The sequence below is a fragment of the Lachnoanaerobaculum sp. OBRC5-5 genome (genome assembly GCF_000296385.1).
Lineage (GTDB): Bacteria > Bacillota > Clostridia > Lachnospirales > Lachnospiraceae > Lachnoanaerobaculum.
The window spans coordinates 1,138,390-1,161,680 of record NZ_JH815185.1 but is presented as its reverse complement, the minus strand read 5'-3'; the positions used below and the strand labels follow the sequence as shown (position 1 = coordinate 1,161,680).

The following is a 23,291-nucleotide window of genomic DNA, read 5'->3' as shown; positions in this document are numbered from 1 at the left end:
TTATATGGAAGAAAAGAAAAGAGGATTTTTTTCGAGGCTTGTAGAAGGCCTTACAAAGACAAGAAATGCCGTTGTAAGCGGAATAGAAAATGTCTTTCTTGGATATGATGTAATAGATGAGGACTTTTATGAGGAGCTTGAAGAGACACTTATTATGGGTGATATCGGTATCAGAGCTTCTACAGATATCATAGAAGAACTTAGAAAAAGAGTAAAAGAAGAACATCTTACCTCACCTTCACAGTGTAAAGATGTGCTTATTGAGACTATAAAGCAAAGAATGGATCTGGGTGAAAATGCTTATGAATTTGAAAACAGAAAATCCGTAGTATTTGTTATTGGTGTAAACGGAGTAGGAAAGACCACATCTGTCGGAAAGCTTGCAAGTCAGCTTAAAAAAGAAGGAAAGAAAGTACTTGTGGTAGCTGCGGATACTTTCAGAGCCGCGGCAATAGAGCAGCTTGAGGAATGGACAAAGAGAGCCGGTGTGGATATAATAGCTCAAAATGAGGGTTCTGACCCGGGAGCGGTGGTATTTGACGCCTGCAAAGCCGCAGTGGCAAGAAATACCGATGTAATGATAGTCGATACGGCAGGAAGACTTCACAATAAGAAAAATCTTATGGAAGAGCTGAAAAAGATAAATAAAATAATTGAGAGAGAATATCCGGATGCATACAGAGAGACATTGGTGGTACTTGACGGTACCACAGGACAAAATGCACTTGAGCAGGCAAGGGTATTTAATGAAGCCGCGAATATAACAGGAATTATACTGACAAAACTTGACGGAAGTGCAAAGGGAGGTATCGCCGTAGCAATACAGGCGGAGCTTTCAATTCCGGTAAAGTATATCGGTGTGGGGGAGAAAATAGACGATTTACACAAGTTCGATTCACAGGAATTTGTAGATGCACTGTTTAGTAATGAGTAATAAAAAAGCTGTTACAAATTATGCAAAATAGAATCGAGGCAATCATGAAGGAATTTACATTAGAAAAATTTGAAGAAGCCAGCGAGCTGGTACAAAGAGTTACATCGGAAACCAAGCTGGTTTTCAGTGAGTTTTTTTCAGAGCAATCAGGAAATAAAGTATTTTTCAAGCCTGAAAATATGCAGTACACAGGAGCATACAAGGTAAGAGGAGCATACTATAAGATATCGACTTTATCTGAAGAAGAAAAGAAAAAAGGAATTGTAACGGCATCCGCAGGTAATCATGCACAGGGAGTGGCATATGCCGCAAAACTTGCAGGAATAAAGGCTACGGTGTTTATGCCTACCACAACACCACTTATAAAGATAAACAGAACCAAAAACTACGGTGCAAATGTGGAGCTTTACGGGGATGTATTTGATGAGGCGGCTGCAAAGGCTATGGAATATGCTAAAGAGAGCGGAGCAACCTTTGTACATCCTTTCAATGACTTGACAGTAGCTACAGGACAGGGAAGTATTGCGATGGAAATAATCAAAGAACTTCCTACTGTAGACTATATACTTGTACCGATAGGCGGAGGCGGCTTATGTGCAGGAGTGGCAACACTTGCAAAGATGTTGAATCCGAATATACATGTTATTGGTGTAGAGCCTGAAAATGCGGCATGTATGAAAGCGTCTATAAAAGAAGGTCATATAGTGACTTTAGAATCTGCAAATACAATTGCAGACGGAACCGCGGTAAAGACACCGGGAGATAAGCTCTTTAATTATGTTAAAGAAAATATAGATGATATTATAACTATCAATGACAACGAGCTGATAGTTTCATTCCTTGATATGGTGGAAAATCATAAGATGATAGTTGAAAACTCAGGTCTACTTACCGTTGCCGCACTGAAGCATCTGAATGTAAAGGGTAAAAAGATTGTTTCAATATTGAGTGGCGGAAATATGGATGTTATAACAATGGCATCTTTGATACAACACGGACTTATAGAAAGAGACAGAATATTTACCGTTTCAGTGCTCTTACCTGATAAGCCGGGTGAACTTGCAAAGGTAGCAGACCTTTTGGCAAGTGAGAGAGGAAATGTTATAAAGCTTGAGCATAATCAGTTTATAAGTATAAACAGAAATGCGGCAGTAGAGCTTAGAATTACTATTGAAGCTTACGGAACGGAGCATAAGAAACAGATAGTTGAAAGATTGAATAAAGAGGGGTACAGACCTAAACTTGTAAGGAGTAAGGGAACTTATAATGCTTGATGGAAAAGTAAATGTAGATTTCAGGGGATTTTTAGATAAATTTCATTTTAAAACCAATATAATCTATTGCATAAAATGGGGGATAGTTTCAGTTATAATAGGCGTAGTTGTCGGTGTTGCGGGGTCAAGCTTCGGACATGCCATAGATTTGGCGACAAGAATCTGGAGAAGCCACAGCTATACACTCTACCTTATGCCTATAGCGGGACTTTTGATTGCGGCACTGTATCATTTTATACATGCCGACAATCCGAGAGGCACCAACTATGTGATTGATTCAATCTCCTCGGGAGAAAGACTGCCTTTAAAGATGGCACCGGCTATTTATATATCATCATTTCTTACCCATTTGACTTCAGGAAGTGCGGGAAGAGAAGGTGCGGCATTGCAGATAGGCGGAAGTATCGGAAGTTTTATAGGAAGAAGATTAAAGCTTGGACAGAGCAGATTTTCAGATAAGGCCGATATAAATATTGCAATAATGTGCGGAATGGCGGCATGCTTTTCGGCACTTTTCGGAACACCGATTACAGCATCAATATTCAGTATGGAAATATTCAGCGTAGGTGTAATGTATCATGCGGCACTTATTCCATGTATACTTTCATCATATGTTGCGGTATATATTGCAGGACTTTTACATACACCCGAAGAGAAATTTATATTGCAAATCGCACCGGAGTGGAGCCTTAGGATGGTATTATTTATGATATTGCTTGCGGCTTTAAGCGCAACGGTGGCGATATTGTTTTCTGTAGTGATGCATGAAAGTGCGGATCTTTATAAAAAATATTTTAAAAATCATTATATTAGGATTGTAGTTGCATCAATTTTATTTATAATATTAACTGTAATCTCGGGAAGCAGAGATTATAACGGAGGCGGATTCTGGCTTATAGAAAGAAGTATGGAAGGAGATGTGAGATATGAAGCATTTCTTATGAAAATACTTTTTACCGCAGTGGCTCTTGGAGGAGGATTTAAAGGCGGAGAAATAGTTCCCACATTTGTTATAGGAGCAACCTTCGGAGGTGCTTTTGCAAAGGTATTCGGACTTCCTTATGAGCTATGTACTGTATGTGGAATGATTGCATGCTTTGTCGGAGTAACCAACTGTCCGATAGCCTCGATTTTTATGGGAATAGAATTTTGCGGTAGCCTTGGACTTAATTATTATGCTATAGTAGTGGGAGTCAGTTTCGTTTTATCAGGCTATTACGGACTATACAGTTCACAAAAGTTTGCATACTCAAAAACCGAAGCAAGATATGTAGGTTCAGACGCAATAAGTATCAGAAAGAAAAGACAAAACAGTTAGGAGGTCATTTATGGCTATATTTGAAGGAGCAGGTGTTGCACTTATTACACCTATGAATGAAGACGGTAGTGTAAATTATAATAAATTGGAGGAAATACTTGAGGAGCAGATTGCAGGCGGTACGGACTGTATTATTGCATGCGGTACAACAGGTGAAGCGTCAACTCTTACAGTAGAAGAACATTTAGATGTTATAAAGAGAACAATTGAGATAGTAAACAAAAGAATTCCGGTAATTGCAGGTACAGGTTCAAATTCTACGGAAACAGCTGTGGAGTTTTCAAAAGAAGCACAGGAATACGGTGCTGACGGTGTGCTTGTAGTTTCACCTTATTACAATAAAGCTACACAAAAAGGACTAATACAGCATTTCAGTGCAATAGCAAATGCAATAGATATTCCTGTTGTGCTTTACAATATTCCGGGAAGAACAGGAGTAAATATCGAGCCTGAGACTATTGCATACCTGGTAAATAATGTACCTAATATAGTCGGTGTAAAAGAGGCAAGCGGAAACTTCTCAAATGCAATAAAGACTTTGAGACTCTGCTCTGAGATAGATATGTATTCAGGAAATGACGACCAGGTTGTTCCACTTATGAGTATCGGAGCAAAAGGAGTTATATCAGTTTTATCAAATGTAGCTCCAAGACAGACACATGATATGTGTCAGGCCGCACTTGACGGTGATTTTGTAAAGGCAAGAAAGATGCAGATAGAGGCTCTTGATGTTGTAGAGAATTTGTTTACAGAGGTAAATCCTATACCTGTAAAGGCTGCAATGAACTTACAGGGAAAGAATGTAGGACCGCTTAGACTTCCTCTTACACAGATGGAAAAGGCACATGAGGATGCTTTGGCTAAGGCTATGAAGGAGTACGGTATATTATAATGACTAAAATAATATTAAACGGTGCAAACGGAGCCATGGGCAAGGTGGTCAGCGAGCTTATAGCTTTGGATTCTACTGTTGAAATAGTGGCGGGAGTTGACTTAAATACAGATGTGGACTTGGGATTTCCTGTATTTGATGATATAAGAAAGATAGATATAGAGGCGGATGCCGTAATTGACTTTGCTTCAGTGAAGGCTGTGGATAATCTTCTGGATTTTATTGAAGAAAAAAAGATACCTGCCGTTATTTGTACCACAGGACTAAGCGAGGAACAAATCGGAAGAATCAATGAACTTTCAAAAAACACGGCGATTCTTCGTTCAGCAAATATGTCCTTGGGTATAAACACTCTATCAAAAGTTTTGGCACAGATAGCTCCCACACTTAGAGCTGCAGGCTTTGATATAGAGATAGTGGAAGCACATCACAGAAGAAAACTTGATGCACCGAGCGGTACGGCTATTTTACTTGCGGATGCGGTAAATGAAAATATGGATGAGAAGCTTACTTATACCTATGACAGAAGCAAAAGACATGAGCCTAGAAGGGCTGATGAGATAGGACTTTCGGCTGTAAGAGGCGGCACAATAGTCGGAGATCACGATGTGATCTTTGCAGGTGAAGATGAAGTTATAACATTAAGTCACAGAGCTTATTCCAGAAAAATCTTTGCAAACGGTGCGATATCCGCAGCTAAATTCTTACAGGGCAAGACTGCAGGATTATATGATATGAGTGATGTGATTTAAATATGAAGATATTGGGGATTATTGCGGAATATAATCCTTTTCACAACGGACATGAGTATCAGATAAAAAAAGCAAAAGAAATGTCAGGTGCCGATTATATAATTGCAATTATGAGCGGAAATTATGTACAAAGAGGAGCACCGGCTATATTTGATAAAAGCATAAGAACGAATATGGCGTTAAATGCCGGAATTGATGCGGTGTTTGAAATTCCGGCTCTGTTTAGCGGTGCAAGTGCAAATGATTTTGCGGGATTTGGAATAAGTCTTTTAAAAATACTTGGCGTGGACTTTATATCATTCGGTGCTGAAAATGATAATTACAAACTTCTTGATACTGTAGCAAAAGTTTTAACTGATAAAGAGCAGGAATTTGCTGTAAAAAAACATATGGCAGAGGGGCTAAACTATGCCAAAGCAAGGCATAATGCGATAATAGAGGCATTGAAAGAACGGGAGAGGGAAGATATTACTGAGATAGAGAATATACTTTCTTCTCCAAATAATATACTTGCAATCGAGTATCTAAAAAATATAAGACTAATTAATGCTGATATTCATCCTGTTATAATCAGTAGAAGCGGAAGCGGATACCATGAAAAGGAAATAGAGGAGAGCAAGTTTTCATCGGCTACAGCCATCAGAAAGCTTGTCAGTGAATCAAACTCGGATATATTTATGGAAAGCATAAAAACTGCCATACCCGATGTAAATATAGATTTATTTAGAAAAAGTAAGCCTGTGTTTGATGATGATTTTTTATTTACTGTACAAAGAAGCATATTGGAAAAGCTAGGTAAGGGTGATAATCTTTCAGAGTATTGCGATGTTTCAAAAGAACTTGCCAATACTATGGAGAAAAATATATTTGAACTTGAAAATAAAAACTACGGTGATTTTATTTTGAAGCTTAAAAGTAAGAACTTCACATACACCCGAATAAGCAGAGCAATTTTTCATCTGCTTTTAAATCATAAAAAGAAATTATTGGAAGAAATAAAGGCGGAAAAAAATATGGCCGCCTATCCGATGCTTTTAGGTTTCAGAGAGGATGCAGGCGATCTGCTTTCGGAACTGAAAAAAAGAAGTGAGCTTCCGATTATCAGTAAGGTAAGTAATGCAGGGGATATATTAAGTCCTGCTAGTCTTAAAATATTTGAAAATAATATTTATTCAGATTTTTTATATAATTCGATTCACTTTGAAAAATACGGTGAAAAGCTTTGTAATCCGTACAAAAGGAATGTGGTTATGGTATAATTTTACCTTGCCAAATCTTTTCCCGGATGTTAAAGTATCTTTTAGTAAAACAGACGGTCGCACAAATGTGAGGAAAGTCCGGGCTTTATAGGGCAGGATGCCGGATAACATCCGGTGGAGGCGACTCCAAGGAAAGTGCAACAGAAAACAACCGCCGAAAGGTAAGGGTGAAAAGGTGGTGTAAGAGACTACCGCTCATATGGTAACATATGGGGACAGTGTAAACCCCATCCAAAGCAAGACCGAAGCGAATAGGGCTGCCCGTCCGATATTCAGGTAGGTCGCTAGAGCCTTGTGGTGACATAAGGACCAGATAGATGACCGTTTAATACATAACCCGGCTTATGTTTTGCTCAGGCTCCCAAAGGGAGCCTGTTTTAGTTGTAAAAAATCTATGTAGGAATTATAATAATGATATACTAACAGTTCGTAAGGGGTATGTATGGGAGAATGTATAATAAAAACAGCCATATTTATTTCAATGCTTTTTATGCTTTCATCCTGTAGTAAAGCTGAATCATCAAATATATCAAATACCGATATTATTTCATACAGCATCGGAGATATAGATATGGACGGTGTTGATGAACTTATTGCGATAAATGACGGTGGAGAAAGAAAAAAGCTGCCAAGCGGAGAGCCTTATGGCAAATTTATAGAAATATACAGAGATTTTAAATTATCTGACGGCAAGGTAGTATTGGGGGAAGAGCCTGATTACAGCTTTGATTTTTCAAATATGAAGCCTTCAAAGGTGCAGCTTGGAGATGTGAACGGAGATAAAAGACCGGATATAAATATTATAATGTATAAAAAGGTAAAGTTTCACAATGCATTGGCAAAAAGACCTTTTTTCTATAATTTTGATTCAAAAAAACTGATACCGCTTTGGCTGGGTTCAAGATTAGCCAGACCATTTGACGATATTATAACGGCAGATATAGACAATGACGGTATAGCAGAGCTTATAGCCATAGAAGAACTTGAAAATAAAAACAGAATTTTGTCGGTATATAAATGGGAAGGTTTCGGATTTGAGCTGTTTATTCAAGGTAGTGAAGAATTTAAAAAAATAAAATTTGAAAATAATAATGATGGAATAAAGATTATAGCGGACGGAAAAGAAAGAGAGGTGAAAATAGTAAACAAAAGTATATTGTTGGAATAAAGAGGCAAAAAACATAAAAAGGGGATAAATTTATGAAAAAAAGATTTTTGTCAATGATGATAATTTTTATATTGATTTTAACTTCCTGCAGATACAGTATCAATATAAAAGTACATAATAACGGAAAGGATAAAGAAAATCAAAGTGTAGACAATGGCAGTCAAAATAACACTATAACAGTCAAAAATCTTGGCTATGAATTGCCAAAGCCAAAGGAATTTTATTCTACAGGAGGTGAGTACACTCCACTTGAAATAGAAGCAAATGTTCCTGATATTAAGATACAGAGCGCTCTTTCAAATGTTGAAAACTTAAGTCAGTTCGGGAATTTGAATGATGTGCAAAAAGAAATGATTGAAAAAAACGGTTTTGTTGTAAATCCTACGGACAGCCAACAGTTGTTTTATATATATGAGGCAAATACATATAATAGGATACCGAGTTTTATAACCACAGATTCCGTTTTACAGCTCTATCATATCTTTTATGATTATACTCTCAGGCAGACGGAGGCTGAAAAGCTTTATATAGAACTTAAAGAGCTGAATAAAAATATGGTAGAAATTCTGGTAAAAAAATATCAGGATACAAAGAATCAAAAGGATAAAGAACTTGTAGGAAAGACATTGGCATATTTTGCGCTGTGTGAAAAACTTTTGGGAGAAGAAAGTAATTTACCTGATGAAATAAAAACTCTTGTAGAAGCGGATTATGCAAATGTAAGGGCGGAGAGTAAAGCTGTATCTTCGATTACAGGCAGTGATGTTGACTACAGTCTTTTTAAGGTAAGAGGGCATTATACAAGAAGTGATGAATTAAAGGCATATTTCGGTGCTATGAGTGTGTATGGTGTTGTACCTTTTGTTTTATATGATGCAACAGGTAAAAGAGATGAAGACGGAGCGTATATGTCAATCATTGCCACCGAGGCTTTGGAGGAGCTGCCAAAGGAAAAAGGAATGGATCTGTGGGAAGATATATATACGATCACAGAGTTCTTTGTGGGAAGTACAAATGATATAAATCCTTTGGAGTTTGGTGCCATAGTTAAAGCTGTTTATGGAGAAATGCCTGAGCCCAAAGATATATCGGGCGGTATGGATAAACTTTATGCCGAACTTGATAAGGTAGGTCAGGCAAGGATAAAGAACAGTTCCATAGGCTTATGCTTTAGATTTATGGGACAAAGATATATACCGGATTCGGAAATTTTAAGCAGACTTTCAAATGAAAAAAGACCTTTCCCAAGCGGACTGGATGTTATGGCTGTATTCGGATCGCAAAGAGCTGAAGAGTTATTGGATTCACTTTATAATCCTTCAAAGGAATGGGATGACTATAAAAAAGAATACAATAAGGTAAAATCCGAATTTGATGAAAGAAGTATTAAGGACAAGACGGGTAATATATACACTACATGGCTTTACAGTCTTGAGAGTTTAAATCAAAGATTCCCTGAAGGTTATCCAAGTTTTATGAGAAATAAGGCATGGGAGAGCAAATCTCTTTCCACAGCGCTTGGAAGCTGGTCTGAACTTAGACATGATACCATATTATACGGTGCCCAAAGCAGTGTGGAATGTGGAGGAGAAGAAGAGGAGCCGCCAAAAGTTACAGGATATGTGGAGCCGAACCCCGAGTTTTATAACAGACTTATATGGCTTACAAAGCAGACTATGGAGGGACTGTCACAAAGAAACGGAATAAGTGACAGCATGAAAAATAAATGTGAAAATATAATTGAGCTGCTTGAGTTTTTAAAGAACTGCTCAATAAAGGAACTTAAGGGTGAAAGCCTTACATATGAAGAGAATGATACATTAATGACATATGGAGGTACACTTGAGTATTTAAGCAGCAGTATTGCAGAGGCTCAAGACTGGTATCAGGTAGCGTCAGATACAGATAAGAATATGGCACAGATAGCGGATATTCACTCAGCAAATACTGATAAGGGTTCAGGCTATCTTGAGGTAGGTGTAGGGAATGCGGCCGAAATATATGTTGTTGTACCTATAGATGGAAAGCTCTATTTGACAAGAGGTGCGGTATTTGATTATTTTGAATTTATAAGTAATGAAAGGCTGACAGATGAGTCGTGGCAGAATATGGTCAACAGACCTCCTAAGAGACTGCCGTTTGTAGGAGATTATATGCAAGAGGAGGAGGGAGAGGAGATAATAACTCCTGAAGTTCCTTACAGCTCAGGATGCTAAAAAATAAAAAAAATATTTTTATATTGATTTTAATTGTAATGTCCTTATCCGGTATAGCTGTCTGCTCTTATCGAAGCAAAAAAAATAAAAGTATAGAACTTACAATTGTCGGAGATATAATGCTTTCAAGAGGGGTGGACAGCTATATAAAAAAGAGTGGGTATGATCATCTCTATGAGAATATGAAAGATATTTTCTTAGAGGATGATCTTACAATAGTTAACCTTGAATGTCCTATTACCGAATATAGCCGTGGAGCCAATAAGGCGAGTCGCTTTGTGTTTAAAGCCTCAGCCGATAATGCAAAAGCTATGAAAAAAGCGGGTATAGACCTCTGTGACCTCGCAAATAATCATACAATGGACTATAGATCCGAGGGTTTAAAAGATACTATGGATGAACTGGTAAGAGCCGGCATCTCATATGTGGGAGCCGGCGAAAATGCCGGTGAGGATATGAGTTATATTTTTGAAAAGGACGGCTTTCGGCTGGGGATTTTGGCATACAGCATATTTCCACCGGAAGGTTTTGTATTCAATGCGGATAAAGCCAATATAAATTATCTTTTAGATTATGACGGAAATAAATCCGAAAAAATAAAAGCTGAACTAAATAATCTTAAGGCTGATTTTAAAATGGTATATTTTCACTGGGGCATTGAATACGAGCCCTATGCAAGCAAGATGCAAAAAGATCTTGCAAGATATGCCATAGATAATGGTGCAGACTTTGTGGTGGGAGCCCATCCTCATGTAATACAGGAGAGTGAACTGTATAAGGGGAAATATATTTATTACAGTTTGGGCAATTGCATATTTGATAAGCAGGTACCAAAGGGCACTGACGAGGGGCTTATGCTAAGAATCAGCATTGATAAAAAAAACAATGTGAATATACAGGAGCAGAAATTTAAAATAAAAAAAGGCCAACCGGAGTTGATGGAATAAGGGTACCTTTTTGGAAAATAAATAGAATAGGCAGATAAAATTAAATACATATTGAAAATGACGAAAGGATAAACTTACCAATCGTCATTTTTTATTTCTAATAAGTTTAGTTTATGTAATGAGAAGATATATATACAAAAAGAATGAAAAGGATTGTAGGATAAATATAAAATTTAAAAAATATAGCAGATAAAGTTTTGAAAAAAATTTACTTTATCTTAACCGAAAACATGATAATATATACAAAAGAAAATTTGTAGGAGACAAAAAATGAAATACTTCGAGAATAAATATACAAAGCTTCAAGAGAGGAAGAAAAATATTATACAGGCATTGGCGAGCCTTGCTACCAATGCGAATTTAAAGGGCTTTTTTGAGGGAAGGATATATACGGGAAATACAAAAGTTGCATGTGTTCCGGGACTGAACTGCTATTCATGTCCGGGAGCGGTAGGCTCCTGTCCTATCGGCTCATTGCAGGCGGTAATAGGAAGTAAAAAATTCAGCATATCCTATTATGTATTTGGGATAATGATACTTATAGGAGCATTATTTGGCAGACTGGTATGCGGACTTTTATGTCCTTTCGGCTTTGTACAGGATCTTTTATATAAGATACCTACCCCGAAGTTTAAAATACCGGAAAAGGTGGACAGACCGCTCAGATATCTAAAGTTCGTTATACTTTTAGTATTTGTAATACTGTTGCCTATGTTTTTAACAAATCAGTTCGGGCTTGGAGCACCGTATTTTTGTAAACTGATATGTCCTGCCGGAACACTTGGAGGAGCATTACCTCTACTTGCTAAAAATGAAGGACTTAGGAATACAATAGGATTTTTATTCTTTTGGAAACTAAGCATATTAACAGTAATAGTAGCATTATCAATATTTACTTACAGACCTTTTTGCAGATATATATGTCCGCTTGGAGCATTCTATTCCTTCTTCAATAAAATAGGATTTTACAAGATGGAATTTGTATCCGATAAATGTGTAAACTGCGGCTTATGTGAAAGATCATGTAAGATGGATATAAATGTAAGAGCCAATCCTAACTCTTTGGAATGTATCAGATGCGGTGCATGTACTGCAGCCTGCAGACATGATGCCCTAGTGATGACATATGCAGGTCTTGGAAAGAAAAAAGAAGAAAAGCCTGTTAATGTAAAAGCTTGTAAGAGTAATTGCAGAGGATGTGCAAATGTGGAATAAACTGTCTATAAGAATAAAGGTAACATTGCTTACAGCCGCGGTGCTCTGTGTAATCTCGGTGTTGTTATTCTTATTTAATATAGAAAGTGCATCCAATATTTTTATAATACCCGATAATGTGGATATACCTTTTAACAGTGATGCGAGCTTTACCTTTGATTTTGATATTGCACAGCGTGTATTTAGGATTAACAGTCTTTATACATTGATAATATTTTCCGTTGCGGGAACCGCTTTGATGTGGTGGGTGGTAGGTAAGGTTTTGATGCCGCTCAATAAATTCAGCAGAGAAATAAAAAAGCTTGATATCACTAAAATTAATGATGATATACATATAGTAAAAAGCACTGATGAATTGGGTGATCTGCAAAATGCCTTCAACCATATGCTTGGAAATATAAGGGAATCCTATGAAAGGCAAAAAAGGTTTTCGCAAAATGCCGCCCATGAATTAAAGACTCCTGTGGCGGCAATAAGGGCAAATCTGGAGGTATTAAATCTGGATGAAGAGCCACAGATAGAGGATTATAAAGACTTTGTGGAAGTTGTGGGCAGACAGATTGAGATGATGAACTCTATTGTAGTGGGACTTAGACTTTTAAGCAATGAAGAGAGTTTAAATATTGAAAAGGTTTATTTGTATAAAATTATAAATGAGATAATCGAGGATTTAGATTATAAAATCAACGAAAAAAATCAGAATGTAGAGTTTATGTGTGATAATAAAAATATGGCTATAGATGCTGACAGAGTTTTGATAAAGCAGGCTATCTTTAATATAGTGCATAATGCCATAAGGTATTCAAAGGAAAATGCATTTATAGAAATAAAGCTTGGAGATAATTCATTAAGTATAAAAAATCACGGAGAAAGTATTCCAAAAGAGAGCATTGAAAAGATATTTGAACCTTTTTACTGTGTGGATAAGTCCAGGGCTAAAAAATTCGGTGGAAGCGGTCTTGGTCTTGCCATAGTAAAGGAAATATTGGACAGACATAAATTCAGAATAAGTGCAAACAGCGTAGATGGTGATTTTGTAGAATTTATAATAGATTTTAAAGGATGAAAATATGAAAGAGATTTTAAAAAAGTTGGAAAAGAATAAAGCACTTCCGTATATTATGCTGGGAGTAGGTGTGGTAATGATTATTGCAGGTGTAATGAGAGATGAACATCTGGTGGTATTAAAAAAAGCTGTTAATATATGCCTTGAATGTATAGGCATAGGATAAGGGGAAGAAATGAAAATACTAAAGATTGCATGGGCTACATTTATAGCTGTTTTACTGGGATTTATATTTTTTGTAATTACGGATCTTGTGATAATCAGTTTAGGCTTTGCCTATAATAAGACCGGAAATGTGGTACTTGGCTGGTTGACTCTGCCACAGGAGATGGACAGGATTTATCTGGTGATTTATCCTTTATCAATTCTTGTATATTCAATTATATTCTTTAAATGGATAAATAAGGATAAGGAGGAAGCACAGGTACATTGGGATATAAAGACAGGAGTAGTGTGCAGCATAATGGCAGGTATAGCCTTTGGAGGCATATCTACATTATGGGTAATGTTTTTAAAAAACACGGCACTGTCAAATATAGGTTTTATAAAGAGCAGTCTGGAGTATTTGAATGCATCATCGGCAAATAAATCAACTGTATCATTTATTATAAGTCTGGTGGTTGCAGGAATTCTTGCACCTATCAATGAGGAGATTATCTATAGAGGAGTAACCTTTAATTTCCTTGAAAAAAGAGTGAATACAAAATATGCACTTATAGTTTCATCACTGATGTTTGGAATTATACATTTATCATTTGTACAGTCTGTATATGCAACTATTATGGGACTGATATCAGGTATTGTATATATGAAGACACGAAAACTCAGGTGGTCCATTTTAATACATATAACTATAAATACTTTGGCAACATATGAGCTTACCTCAAATTTGATCTGGGTGGCTTTTACAATAATCCTGTTTTTACCGCTTGGAGCCATGCTCTATAAGCTTTTAAAAACAAAAACAAATTATGTATATTAAAAAGATATAGTTTTATCAATCTTAACTTAGGCTTAACCAAAGCCATGTTAGTATATAGACATAAGATAAAGAAATTCATAAGGAGAATGAACATGAAAAAAAGATTATTGATTTTAGGTTTTGCTTTGATGATGATGGCAAGTGCTACAGCTTGTGGAAGTCAAAGCAGTACAGACAAGGACGGAGGAAATGCCAAGACTGAAAGTACGACAGCAAGTACAGATAAGAAGTCTCAAAAGTTCCCGGAATTTAAGGCAAAAACAGTAACAGGTGAAGATATAAGCAGCGATGTGTTTAAAGACAACAAGTTGACAGTGGTAAATGTATGGGGAAGCTGGTGCGGTCCATGTGTAGCTGAAATACCTGAATTACAAAAGCTTTATGAGAACATGAAGGATAAAGGTGTAAATGTCGTAGGACTTGCACAGGATGCCGGAACAGATATGGACGCGGTAAAGGATATTTTGGAGAAGAACAAGGTTACTTATCAGAATGTAGTACCTGAGGGGGCTGTTACAGATTTTGTAATGAGTATTCAAGCATTCCCAAGTACCTTTTTGGTAGACTCTGAAGGAAATATAGTTGATAAAATACAGGGTGGAAGAGACCTTGAGTCATTTACAAAGGCAGTTGAGGATGCTTTAAACAAGATGTAATGGGGAAATACTTGATTGTAGCGATATTTATGAGTATGAAGGGTGATATTCAAATAATAAAAATATTAATATAAAGGAGATAAATATGAAAAAGAATTTGAAAAAGCTTATTATGGCAGCGGCAGCCGCATCATTATTGATGGCATGTACAAGTAATGCAAAACCGGCTGAAACAAAAACAGCAGAGACAGAGAGCGTTATGCCGGAGAGTGTAGAGACAGGTCAGGCAGGAATGACTATTGAAACAGGTGCACAGATGCCTGATGATATGCCAAGTTTACCGGGTGCTGAGAACGGAAAAGTAAAGTCGGTTACAGACAAGGTTATCCGCATAGAGAGAATATCATATGTGGGTAATGAGGTACAAAGCAGTGAAAGTACAGATACAAAGGAAGAAAATGAGGTTCCTGAAGAGGTTGACCTTGTACTTGATCCTGCAGGTGTGAATTTTGTAGATATGGCTACAGGTCTTGTAAGTGATGCACCTAAGGAGGGAGATGAAATCTATGCATGGGTAGCACCTGAATATATGGCAAGTATGCCTCCACAGGTAAACTCATATGTGGTACTTACCAATGCAAAAGAGGGATTCCATATGCCTATGTACACAGACGGTATTGAAAAGGCTGAGGAAGTAGACGGCAGTATTGAACTTTTGGATACTTTAAACAATGCTAAATGGACTGTAGATAAATCTGTAAAACCTGTGCTTGCATCAACAGGCGAGGAAGTGGATTTTTCAGAGATTAAAAAGGGAGACAGATGTCTTTTATGGTCGGAGAACTTTATGATTACAACTACAAGTACAGAAATGCCTAAGATAAAGACAAACAGAGTGGTTATTTTAAGGTAAAAGATATCTAAGAATTGTAAGTGAATATACAGATAAGCCTTGGAAATAAAGGCTTATATGTGACAAAATAAGGACTATATAAGGGAGATGACAATGAAAAAGAAACAATTTAAGTTTAAGGGTGTAGTTTTGGCATGTTGTTTGGCGGCGTCTATGCCGCTTGGTATAACAACACCGTTTGAAATAAGTGCTATGGCAGATGTAGTTGCACATAATGTGGACATAACACCGCCGGCAGGAACAACAGATAAGGCTTCTCATATAAAGACAGCAATAGAAAATGCATTGGCGACTCATGATATTATAAGAGTCAGCGGTAATGCACAAATGGAACCGACCGCAAACAGTATAGAAATTACTATACCACAGGGCAAAAAGATTATATGGGAAGCAAGTATTACAGGATCAGCCGCAAATGTATTGCTAAAGATAAAGTCAACAGGAACGGGTGGAGAATTTGAAATGGTTTCAGGAACATTGAGGTCTGAAGCACATTCAGCGCTTGCATCTACAGACAGAAACGGCTATACAAATTTCACTATAAAGGGTGGAGAAATTATAAGCGGAAAGCATGCTAGTGCTCCTACAGTGAACTTTAACGGAAAAGGTCAGTTTAATATGACCGCCGGAACAATAATAAACTATGCGGCAGATTATGCTCTGACTCTACAGCCTAAAGATGATACAAATCATAGTATAACAGGTGGAACTTTGTTAGCCTGCGGTGAAAAAAACGCTACCGATATAAAGGCTAATAATGATGTGATAGGGCTTGCGGCACCACCTTCAATAAACAGTAGTGTCAATATAGATGCACAAAGAACAAATATAATATGCTGGAATAAGACAGTCTATAATAATCGCACTCCGAAAATAAAATATGTTGCAGAACATGACAGCAGAGATATACTGGCTTATCCCGGTTCTCAGACAAAGTTTATGTGGACAAAGGAGAATGGAGAAGCCGCTATAAAATATACCAACAGTGACGGAGAAAGCGGAAGCGTTGTACTTGATGAAGCAGAAGTTGAGAATATAGATTTTCCAAATGTTTCAGATGCTGTTTATGATAAGAGCGGACATGGAGTCGATAATTTTGTGGCACCGGATCATAGCAATATAGGATTTAAATATAAGGATGCGCAGGGCAATATAAGCAGTGATAAACCTGTAAATGCAGGAGAGTATGAAGTTACAACAAAGCTGTCGCCTACTTATGGCGAGCTTGAAGTGAATCTTGGGAAATTCACTATAAATAAAAGACCTGTAACTGTCGAAGTGGCAGATAAGGAAATAAATGTAAATGAAGCATTACCAAATGATTTTTCAGACTATAATGTAAGCAACCTTGCAAATGGGGATAACAGAGAAGATGCGATTATGCAGATGCCTTCATTTACCTGGGGGACGGATGGAACATCCGTTGGAGAGTTTAATATATCAACTTCTACAGCTATAAATTATACAAATAATTATATGCCTGCAAGTACAGCATTAAGAGGTGTACTAAAGGTCAAAGCGGCACAATCAAATCCACAGCAGCAATCGCAAACACCGGGAACACAGCAGCAACCACAACAACCTGAAAAGAAAAAGTCTTCAGATATAGTAACACCGGGCAAATCGGGTTCAGAAGATAATAAAGGGCGTGGTAAAGCTACACCTTCTGTACCTAAAAAGCCTGAAAATAATGGAGGCGGAAAAAGAAAGGGAAGAAATTCAGGCGGAGGTTCAGGAAGAGGTTCAGGAAGAGGTTCAGGAAGAGGTTCAAAGAAGGATAAAAATGCAAAAAACAACAACAAACCGATTGCAGGCAAATGGATAAATGATGCAAAGGGATGGTGGTATAAGGAACCAAACGGATCATATCCTAAATCAACATGGAAACAGATAGATTATAATGGTGTAAAAAACTGGTACTATTTTGATGAACAGGGATATATGGCGACAGGCTGGAAACTTATAAATGATAAATGGTATTATATGTATGAAAATACTGAAAAAGGTCATATAAAAGGTAGTATGGCATATAGTACAAAAATAGGTGAATATAAAATTGGAATTGACGGAGCATGGATAAAATAATATAAACTATATGGCATGGTATAGATAGGATCGCAAAAGCGGTCCTATTTGAATGTAATAAAATCTTTGGTCAGCCGGAGTGGATTAAGCGATATTTACAAATACTATATAAAATTAGTATAGATTCTTAAGATAATTAAAATATTTTTAATGTCAGCTTTAATAAAGATATGATATAATACGAAAACAAACTATATAAGGAGTTAATATGAAAAAGAAAATATTAGTTTTGAGTTTTGCACTGATGATGGCAGCTTCTATAAGTGCTTGTAATGCAAAGGGTACAGCTTCAAATGATGCTGCAAGTACACAGTCACAGCAGGATGATACAAAGCAGGCTGAATCTAAGGAAGCTGATTCCAAGCAGGCAAGCTCAGAGCAGGAAGATATAAAGTTCCCCGAGTTTAATGCAAAAACCGTAGCAGGTGAAGAAATAAGCAGTGATATATTCAAAGACAGTAAGCTTACTGTTGTGAATATATGGGGAAGCTGGTGTGGTCCATGTGTTCATGAGATTCCGGAATTACAAAAGCTTTATGAAAACATGAAAGAAAAAAATGTAAATGTAGTCGGAATAGCACAGGATTCAGGAAGCGATTTGGATGCTGTAAAGGAAGTACTTGATAAGAACAATGTTACTTATCATAATATAATCCCTGAGGGAGATGTGGAAGGTTTTGTAATGAGTCTGCAGGCATTCCCTACCACTGTATTTATAGATTCAAACGGAAATATAGTCGGTGGGATACAGGGTGCAAGAGATTTGGAAGGTTTCACAAAGATAGTTGATGAAATACTTGCTAAACAGGGTTGATATGATAATTTAAACTAAAATATTAAAGAGGTATGGGATATACTAGTCATTTATAGTATATCCCATACCTCTGTTTGTTTTTATTACATCACTTCCAAGTTTTTTTCTGATAGCGGCTATATGTACTTTTATTACTTTTGAAGCATCATTGGCATTCATATCAATATTATGCTCAAGGAGTTCTCCTGTAGAAATCAGATTACCCTTGTTTATACAAAGGTATTCAAATATAGAATATTCCTTAGGTGTAAGAGATATGATCTCACCGCCCTTTTGAACCTGTTTTTTACTGAGATAGAGAGTGATATCCTGAGATTCAATTCTTATAGTATCATCATTTGTGCTGTAATTATTGCGTAAAAGCACCCTTATCCTTGCTTCCAATTCTCTAAAATGAAAGGGCTTTACCAGATAATCATTTGCACCCAAATCAAGTCCAAGCACCTTATCATTTAGTGTATCTCTGGCAGATAAAATAATAACCTTACTTTCAGCATTGTCCTCTCTGATAGTCTTTAAAACTTCCAACCCGTCAAGCTTCGGCATATTAAGATCAAGTATTATAAGATCATATTCGGACTCAAAATAAAGAGAAAGAGCTTCTTCACCGTCCATAGCAGTATCGACATAATAGTTCAGTTTGCGAAGTCCCTTTGCAAGTCCGTTCAAAATATCTTCTTCATCTTCGCATATTAAAAGTCTCATCAATTCCTCCAAAAAATTTTAATAATATAAAGATACAATGAATTTCAATGAATATCAACAGTTAAAACACATATAGAACCAAAATTTCTGAATGAAAAAAATGATGATATTGGCTGAAATGCTAAAAAGATCCCCTTGATTATATAAAATCCCGAAGAACAAACCCCAAACTGAAAGTACAAAGCAATATTTAAGCACAGTTAACAAAAATATTAATATATAATTAAGCAAAGATAAAGTTCTCATTGAATAAATTATATCTAGCAGTATAATAGAGAAGTCAAAACAAATGTTAATAAAAAAGAAAATAAAAATAAAGGAATATGAAAGGTAATGAGTATTTAATAGACATACATTCACATATAGTTTTTGATGTGGATGATGGAGCAAGGAATTTGGAAGAATCTCTTAAGCTTATAGATATGGCAAGGGGGCAGGGAATTAAAAAAATAATAGCAACACCTCATACAATGCCGAATCTAAAGCCGGAGGAGATTATAGAAAAAATAAATATAATAAGGTCAAAAATTCATGAGAGGAATATGGACTGTGAAATCTATACCGGACAGGAAATATTTTATTCCGGTTCAGCTATAGAAAAAATTAAAAAAGGTGAGTATCTTACCTTGGCAAACAGTAAGTATATACTGGTGGAATTTGTACCTGCTGTCAGCTTTAGTTATTTAAAGAGGGCAACAAGAGATATTATATTTGCAGGATATATTCCGATATTTGCACATGTGGAGCGCTATATCTGCTTAAGAAAGTCGGACCGATTTATGGAGATAATGGATATGGGAGCATTATTTCAAATGAATTATGGAAGCATAAAAGGAGGGATTTTTGACATAGATGCTTATTGGTGTAAAAGGCAGATAAAAAACGGATATATTTCCTTTATGGCAACGGATATGCATAGAATCGGCGGCAGGGAACCGGATGTAGCAAATGCATTACGATGGCTTTCAAAAGGAGTAGAAAAGCATTTTAGGGAAATAACCTATGATAATGCAAATAATATTATTTTAAACAAATAGAATGGAGCAGGCAGATGGGTGACAGAATGATAAATGAAGACACAGAGATAGACTTACTTGAATTGCTTTTTGTTTTAAAAAGGAAATGGTGGATGATTATATTGTTTGGAATACTTGGCTGTGCATCGGCTATAGGAATCAGTATGTTTTTAATCACACCGCAATACCAATCCACCTCACAGATGTATGTTTTATCAAAGGAAACCACACTTAATTCATTGGCAGACCTGCAAATAGGCAGCCAACTGACTAAGGACTATAAGATTATAATACAGAGCAGACCGGTGCTGGAGGAAGTTATTGAAAAGTTGGGACTTAATATAAATTATAAACAGCTAAGAAGTAAGCTTAAGATTGATAATCCCCCGGATACAAGAATACTCTCGCTTACTGTTACGGATCCTGATCCTGAGAATGCAAAAGAGATTGTAAATCAGATATCAATGTCATCATCACAATATATAGGTGATTTGATGGAGGTGGTTCCGCCAAAGATTATCGAGTTTGGAATAGCTTCATATGAAAAATCAGGTCCGAGTATAAAGAAAAATGCAGTACTTGGAGGGATTTTAGGTGTTTGCCTGATTTCAGCCATTATTATAACTATAGAATTACTGGATGACAGCATAAAGAGCGAGGATGATTTGGAAAAGAATCTTGGACTTACAATTCTTGCCAGCTTACCTGAGTATAAAAAAAGTAAGTAACTTGAGAGGAGAAGATAAACATTGGAAATATTATTCAATTTGGACGGAATTGACAAGGGCTTTTTGTATGAAGAGTCTGTAAGAATACTTAGAACAAATCTTCAGTTCTCAGGTGCAAATTTAAAGGTAATACTTTTTACAAGCTCAATACATGGAGAGGGAAAGTCTGAAACAAGCTTTCAATTGGCAAGAAGTCTGGCTCAAATAGATAAAAAAATACTTTATATTGATGCCGATATGAGAAAGTCAATGCTTACAACAAGGTATCTGATAAAGGAAGAAGTAGAGGGACTCAGTCAGTTTCTAAGCGGTATGAATACTGACAGCATTATATATAAGACCAATATAAAAAATATGGATGTGGTATTTTCAGGACCGTATGCACCTAATCCCGCAGAACTTTTATATGAGCTGAAACTGGATGAGTTTATAAAGGAGCAAAGAAAGATTTATGATTATATCATTATTGATTCTCCTCCAATAAGCAATATTGCAGATGCGGCGATTATAGGAAGATGTGTTGATGGAGCCGTAATAGTGGTGAGGAGTTCAACAGTCAGTCAAAGGATGGTAAAAAGAGTTAAAGACCAGCTTGAAAAAGTGAATTGTAAAATTATAGGAGCGGTTTTAAACGGAGTTGAGATGAAAAAGAACAGCTATCATTATAAATATTACGGGGACTACTACAGTTATAAAAAATGAAAACATCAATAAAAAAGGTGCTTATTATTTGCATGATTATATTATCTGCAGTGGTAGTTATCGCTGTAAGTATAAAGAGAAACAATGCGGGAATAATAGCAACAACAATAAATGAAAAAGCACAGACAAAGCCCGATAAAAGTTATACGGATCTGAATGGGAAAAAATATAAAAGAAAGAGCTATGTAAAGGCAATACTGGCACTGGGAATAGATTCAAATGTTGATATGCATTATATACAGGATGCAGGTTCCGGAGGGCAGGCTGACAGTATAGGGCTTATTGCCTGGGATACTGTAAATAACAGACTTGATATGATAATTATACCAAGAGATACAATGGCTCAAATACCGGTAACAGATGTCAGTGGAAATATTATGGGAAAAACACTGCAGCATATAACAATGGCATACGCTTTCGGTGACGGCAATGAGATCAGTGCAGATTTTATGAAGGAGTCTGTAAGTGAACTTTTTGAAGGCTTATTTATAGATAAATATATAGCAATAAATACATCCGCCGTAAAAAGTATAAATGATGCAATAGGCGGAGTGGAGGTGATTATACCATGCGAAGGTATGGAAAAAGCGGATACTGCATTTGTGAAAGATAAAAAAGTTCTGTTAAAGGGCGATCAGGCTGAAAAGTTCTTAAGGTACAGGGATACGGATAGGGATTTTTCTGCAATGACCAGAATAGAAGCACATAAAGTCTATGTGGAGGCTTATCAAAAAAAGCTTACGCAGTTTAAAGGGGATTCTTTGATTGAAAATATTTTAAAAGAGATAAGCCCCTATTATTATACTGATATGCAAAAAGATATGCTTTTAAAACTTGCCGCCTGTGCCATGACGGATAAAGACTTTAACGGAGACAGAATGTATGTATTGGAGGGAGAAAACAAAAAAACGGAAATTTATGATGAGTTTTATATGGACAGGGATAAGGTAATGAATAAAATTATTGATCTGTTTTACACAGCAGAGTAAAGAAACGCTAAAGAAAGGGATAGGGATATGAAGAAAAGAATTATTGCGATATTGTCTTGTATATTGGCTATATCAATGGTAGGAACAAATTTTGCGGCACCCAGTATTCAAGGAGGAAACCAGAACTCCGGTCAGACCGGAAGAAGCGGTGGTGGCGGCGGAAGTCGTAGCGGCGGTGGTGGAAGCCGTAGCAGAAGCAGCAGTAGGGGCAGTTCAAGTACAGGAACATCCGGTGGAACTAAGACAGGTACAAAAACAACAGGAACAAATACTCAGGCATCAACCACAACAACAGGATTTTTTGGAGCTCTCGATAATGGGCATGCCACTGTTCCGGCACCGGAAAGTGAAACAACAGGTCTTCCTGAAAAGGTTGTAGCAAGTATAAACAGCATTAATGAAGGCGGAAGCATCAGTGAAGCTACAGGATTAAAAGAATTTGCAGAATATAAGGCTGTGGGAAAAACCTTAGCATTAATCACTACCGATGCACAGGGTAAAATATCAGATGTGCCTACCAAGGTCAGAATATATGTACCGAATATGGTAGAAGGCAAGGATATAAAGGTTATTGCCTATGCAAATATTACAGGCAACTGGGCACCTACAGAGGTATTCGGTATAAATCATCAGGATAAAACATTGGATACTTTAATAAACGGATCATCTACAATATGTGTTGTTTATAAATAAGACTCGCAAGATAAAAGTCTATGGGGG

At 36.6% G+C, this 23,291-nt stretch carries 23 protein-coding genes and 1 other RNA gene; 23 read left to right on the top strand and 1 reads right to left on the bottom strand.

Going from position 1 to position 23,291, the window contains the following annotated elements; genetic code table 11:
- Nucleotides 1-4: 4 nt before the first annotated feature.
- The 18 genes from ftsY (at nucleotide 5) to HMPREF1135_RS05300 (ending at nucleotide 18,431) form a co-directional block, all read left to right on the top strand.
- Entirely contained in the window at nucleotides 5-934 is a 930-nt protein-coding gene (ftsY, locus tag HMPREF1135_RS05375) for a signal recognition particle-docking protein FtsY (protein WP_007592852.1), read from the top strand.
- Nucleotides 935-978: 44 nt separating this feature from the next.
- Entirely contained in the window at nucleotides 979-2,208 is a 1,230-nt protein-coding gene (gene ilvA, locus HMPREF1135_RS05370) for a threonine ammonia-lyase (protein ID WP_007592846.1), read from the top strand.
- Entirely contained in the window at nucleotides 2,201-3,526 is a 1,326-nt protein-coding gene (locus HMPREF1135_RS05365) for a chloride channel protein (RefSeq protein WP_007592843.1), read from the top strand. The genes ilvA and HMPREF1135_RS05365 overlap by 8 nt, the downstream gene beginning before the upstream one ends.
- Before the next feature lie 10 nt (nucleotides 3,527-3,536).
- Nucleotides 3,537-4,418: a 4-hydroxy-tetrahydrodipicolinate synthase gene (gene dapA, locus HMPREF1135_RS05360; protein ID WP_007592840.1), complete on the top strand. Its 882-nt coding sequence runs from the start codon at nucleotides 3,537-3,539 to the stop codon at nucleotides 4,416-4,418.
- On the top strand, nucleotides 4,418-5,170 hold the full coding sequence (gene dapB, locus HMPREF1135_RS05355; RefSeq protein WP_007592838.1) for a 4-hydroxy-tetrahydrodipicolinate reductase: 753 nt from the start codon (nucleotides 4,418-4,420) through the stop codon (nucleotides 5,168-5,170). Before dapA ends, dapB begins: the two co-directional genes overlap by 1 nt.
- Nucleotides 5,171-5,172: 2 nt before the next feature.
- A complete protein-coding gene (locus tag HMPREF1135_RS05350) occupies nucleotides 5,173-6,429 on the top strand; it encodes a tRNA(Met) cytidine acetate ligase (protein WP_007592835.1) in 1,257 nt (418 codons plus the stop codon).
- A gap of 41 nt (nucleotides 6,430-6,470) precedes the next feature.
- Nucleotides 6,471-6,789, top strand: an RNA gene (gene rnpB, locus HMPREF1135_RS13605) — RNase P RNA component class A.
- An 82-nt stretch (nucleotides 6,790-6,871) separates the two neighbouring features.
- Complete coding sequence (locus tag HMPREF1135_RS05345; protein WP_007592834.1) at nucleotides 6,872-7,597, top strand: FG-GAP repeat domain-containing protein; 726 nt, start codon at nucleotides 6,872-6,874, stop codon at nucleotides 7,595-7,597.
- A gap of 32 nt (nucleotides 7,598-7,629) precedes the next feature.
- Complete coding sequence (locus tag HMPREF1135_RS05340) at nucleotides 7,630-9,813, top strand: DUF3160 domain-containing protein (RefSeq protein ID WP_007592833.1); 2,184 nt, start codon at nucleotides 7,630-7,632, stop codon at nucleotides 9,811-9,813.
- A complete protein-coding gene (locus HMPREF1135_RS05335; protein WP_034242934.1) occupies nucleotides 9,807-10,760 on the top strand; it encodes a CapA family protein in 954 nt (317 codons plus the stop codon). The genes HMPREF1135_RS05340 and HMPREF1135_RS05335 overlap by 7 nt, the downstream gene beginning before the upstream one ends.
- A 270-nt stretch (nucleotides 10,761-11,030) precedes the next feature.
- The gene (locus HMPREF1135_RS05330; protein ID WP_007592830.1) at nucleotides 11,031-11,975 is read left to right on the top strand and encodes a 4Fe-4S binding protein; all 945 of its coding nucleotides are present in this window, start codon (nucleotides 11,031-11,033) and stop codon (nucleotides 11,973-11,975) included.
- Complete coding sequence (locus tag HMPREF1135_RS05325) at nucleotides 11,965-13,041, top strand: sensor histidine kinase (protein WP_007592822.1); 1,077 nt, start codon at nucleotides 11,965-11,967, stop codon at nucleotides 13,039-13,041. Before HMPREF1135_RS05330 ends, HMPREF1135_RS05325 begins: the two co-directional genes overlap by 11 nt.
- Nucleotides 13,042-13,045: 4 nt before the next feature.
- Nucleotides 13,046-13,207 (top strand): CD1871A family CXXC motif-containing protein, encoded by a 162-nt coding sequence (locus HMPREF1135_RS14015; protein ID WP_007592821.1) that lies wholly within the window; start codon nucleotides 13,046-13,048, stop codon nucleotides 13,205-13,207.
- Between the two features lie 9 nt (nucleotides 13,208-13,216).
- Nucleotides 13,217-14,023: a CPBP family intramembrane glutamic endopeptidase gene (locus HMPREF1135_RS05320; protein WP_007592819.1), complete on the top strand. Its 807-nt coding sequence runs from the start codon at nucleotides 13,217-13,219 to the stop codon at nucleotides 14,021-14,023.
- A 92-nt stretch (nucleotides 14,024-14,115) separates the two neighbouring features.
- Nucleotides 14,116-14,679 carry a TlpA family protein disulfide reductase gene (locus HMPREF1135_RS05315; protein WP_007592817.1) on the top strand — a complete coding sequence of 188 codons (564 nt, stop codon included), beginning with the start codon at nucleotides 14,116-14,118 and terminating at the stop codon, nucleotides 14,677-14,679.
- A gap of 85 nt (nucleotides 14,680-14,764) precedes the next feature.
- Entirely contained in the window at nucleotides 14,765-15,532 is a 768-nt protein-coding gene (locus HMPREF1135_RS05310) for a hypothetical protein (protein WP_007592815.1), read from the top strand.
- Nucleotides 15,533-15,625: 93 nt separating this feature from the next.
- Entirely contained in the window at nucleotides 15,626-17,617 is a 1,992-nt protein-coding gene (locus tag HMPREF1135_RS05305) for a hypothetical protein (RefSeq protein WP_007592813.1), read from the top strand.
- Between the two features lie 208 nt (nucleotides 17,618-17,825).
- Nucleotides 17,826-18,431 carry a TlpA family protein disulfide reductase gene (locus HMPREF1135_RS05300; protein ID WP_007592811.1) on the top strand — a complete coding sequence of 202 codons (606 nt, stop codon included), beginning with the start codon at nucleotides 17,826-17,828 and terminating at the stop codon, nucleotides 18,429-18,431.
- A 42-nt stretch (nucleotides 18,432-18,473) separates the two neighbouring features.
- On the opposite strand, the gene HMPREF1135_RS05295 is transcribed toward HMPREF1135_RS05300, so the two are convergent.
- Nucleotides 18,474-19,136, bottom strand: coding sequence for a response regulator transcription factor (locus HMPREF1135_RS05295; RefSeq protein ID WP_007592809.1), 663 nt, complete (start codon nucleotides 19,134-19,136; stop codon nucleotides 18,474-18,476).
- A gap of 323 nt (nucleotides 19,137-19,459) precedes the next feature.
- Between HMPREF1135_RS05295 and HMPREF1135_RS05290 the strand changes: the two genes are divergently transcribed.
- The 5 genes from HMPREF1135_RS05290 to HMPREF1135_RS05270 are packed head-to-tail and all read left to right on the top strand — an operon-like array spanning nucleotide 19,460 to nucleotide 23,264.
- Complete coding sequence (locus tag HMPREF1135_RS05290; RefSeq protein WP_007592807.1) at nucleotides 19,460-20,173, top strand: CpsB/CapC family capsule biosynthesis tyrosine phosphatase; 714 nt, start codon at nucleotides 19,460-19,462, stop codon at nucleotides 20,171-20,173.
- Between the two features lie 14 nt (nucleotides 20,174-20,187).
- Nucleotides 20,188-20,880, top strand: coding sequence for a YveK family protein (locus HMPREF1135_RS05285; protein ID WP_007592805.1), 693 nt, complete (start codon nucleotides 20,188-20,190; stop codon nucleotides 20,878-20,880).
- A 21-nt stretch (nucleotides 20,881-20,901) separates the two neighbouring features.
- Complete coding sequence (locus tag HMPREF1135_RS05280) at nucleotides 20,902-21,582, top strand: CpsD/CapB family tyrosine-protein kinase (RefSeq protein ID WP_007592803.1); 681 nt, start codon at nucleotides 20,902-20,904, stop codon at nucleotides 21,580-21,582.
- Nucleotides 21,579-22,571 carry an LCP family protein gene (locus HMPREF1135_RS05275; RefSeq protein ID WP_007592802.1) on the top strand — a complete coding sequence of 331 codons (993 nt, stop codon included), beginning with the start codon at nucleotides 21,579-21,581 and terminating at the stop codon, nucleotides 22,569-22,571. Before HMPREF1135_RS05280 ends, HMPREF1135_RS05275 begins: the two co-directional genes overlap by 4 nt.
- 27 nt (nucleotides 22,572-22,598) lie before the next feature.
- Entirely contained in the window at nucleotides 22,599-23,264 is a 666-nt protein-coding gene (locus tag HMPREF1135_RS05270; RefSeq protein ID WP_007592799.1) for a hypothetical protein, read from the top strand.
- Nucleotides 23,265-23,291: the final 27 nt, after the last annotated feature.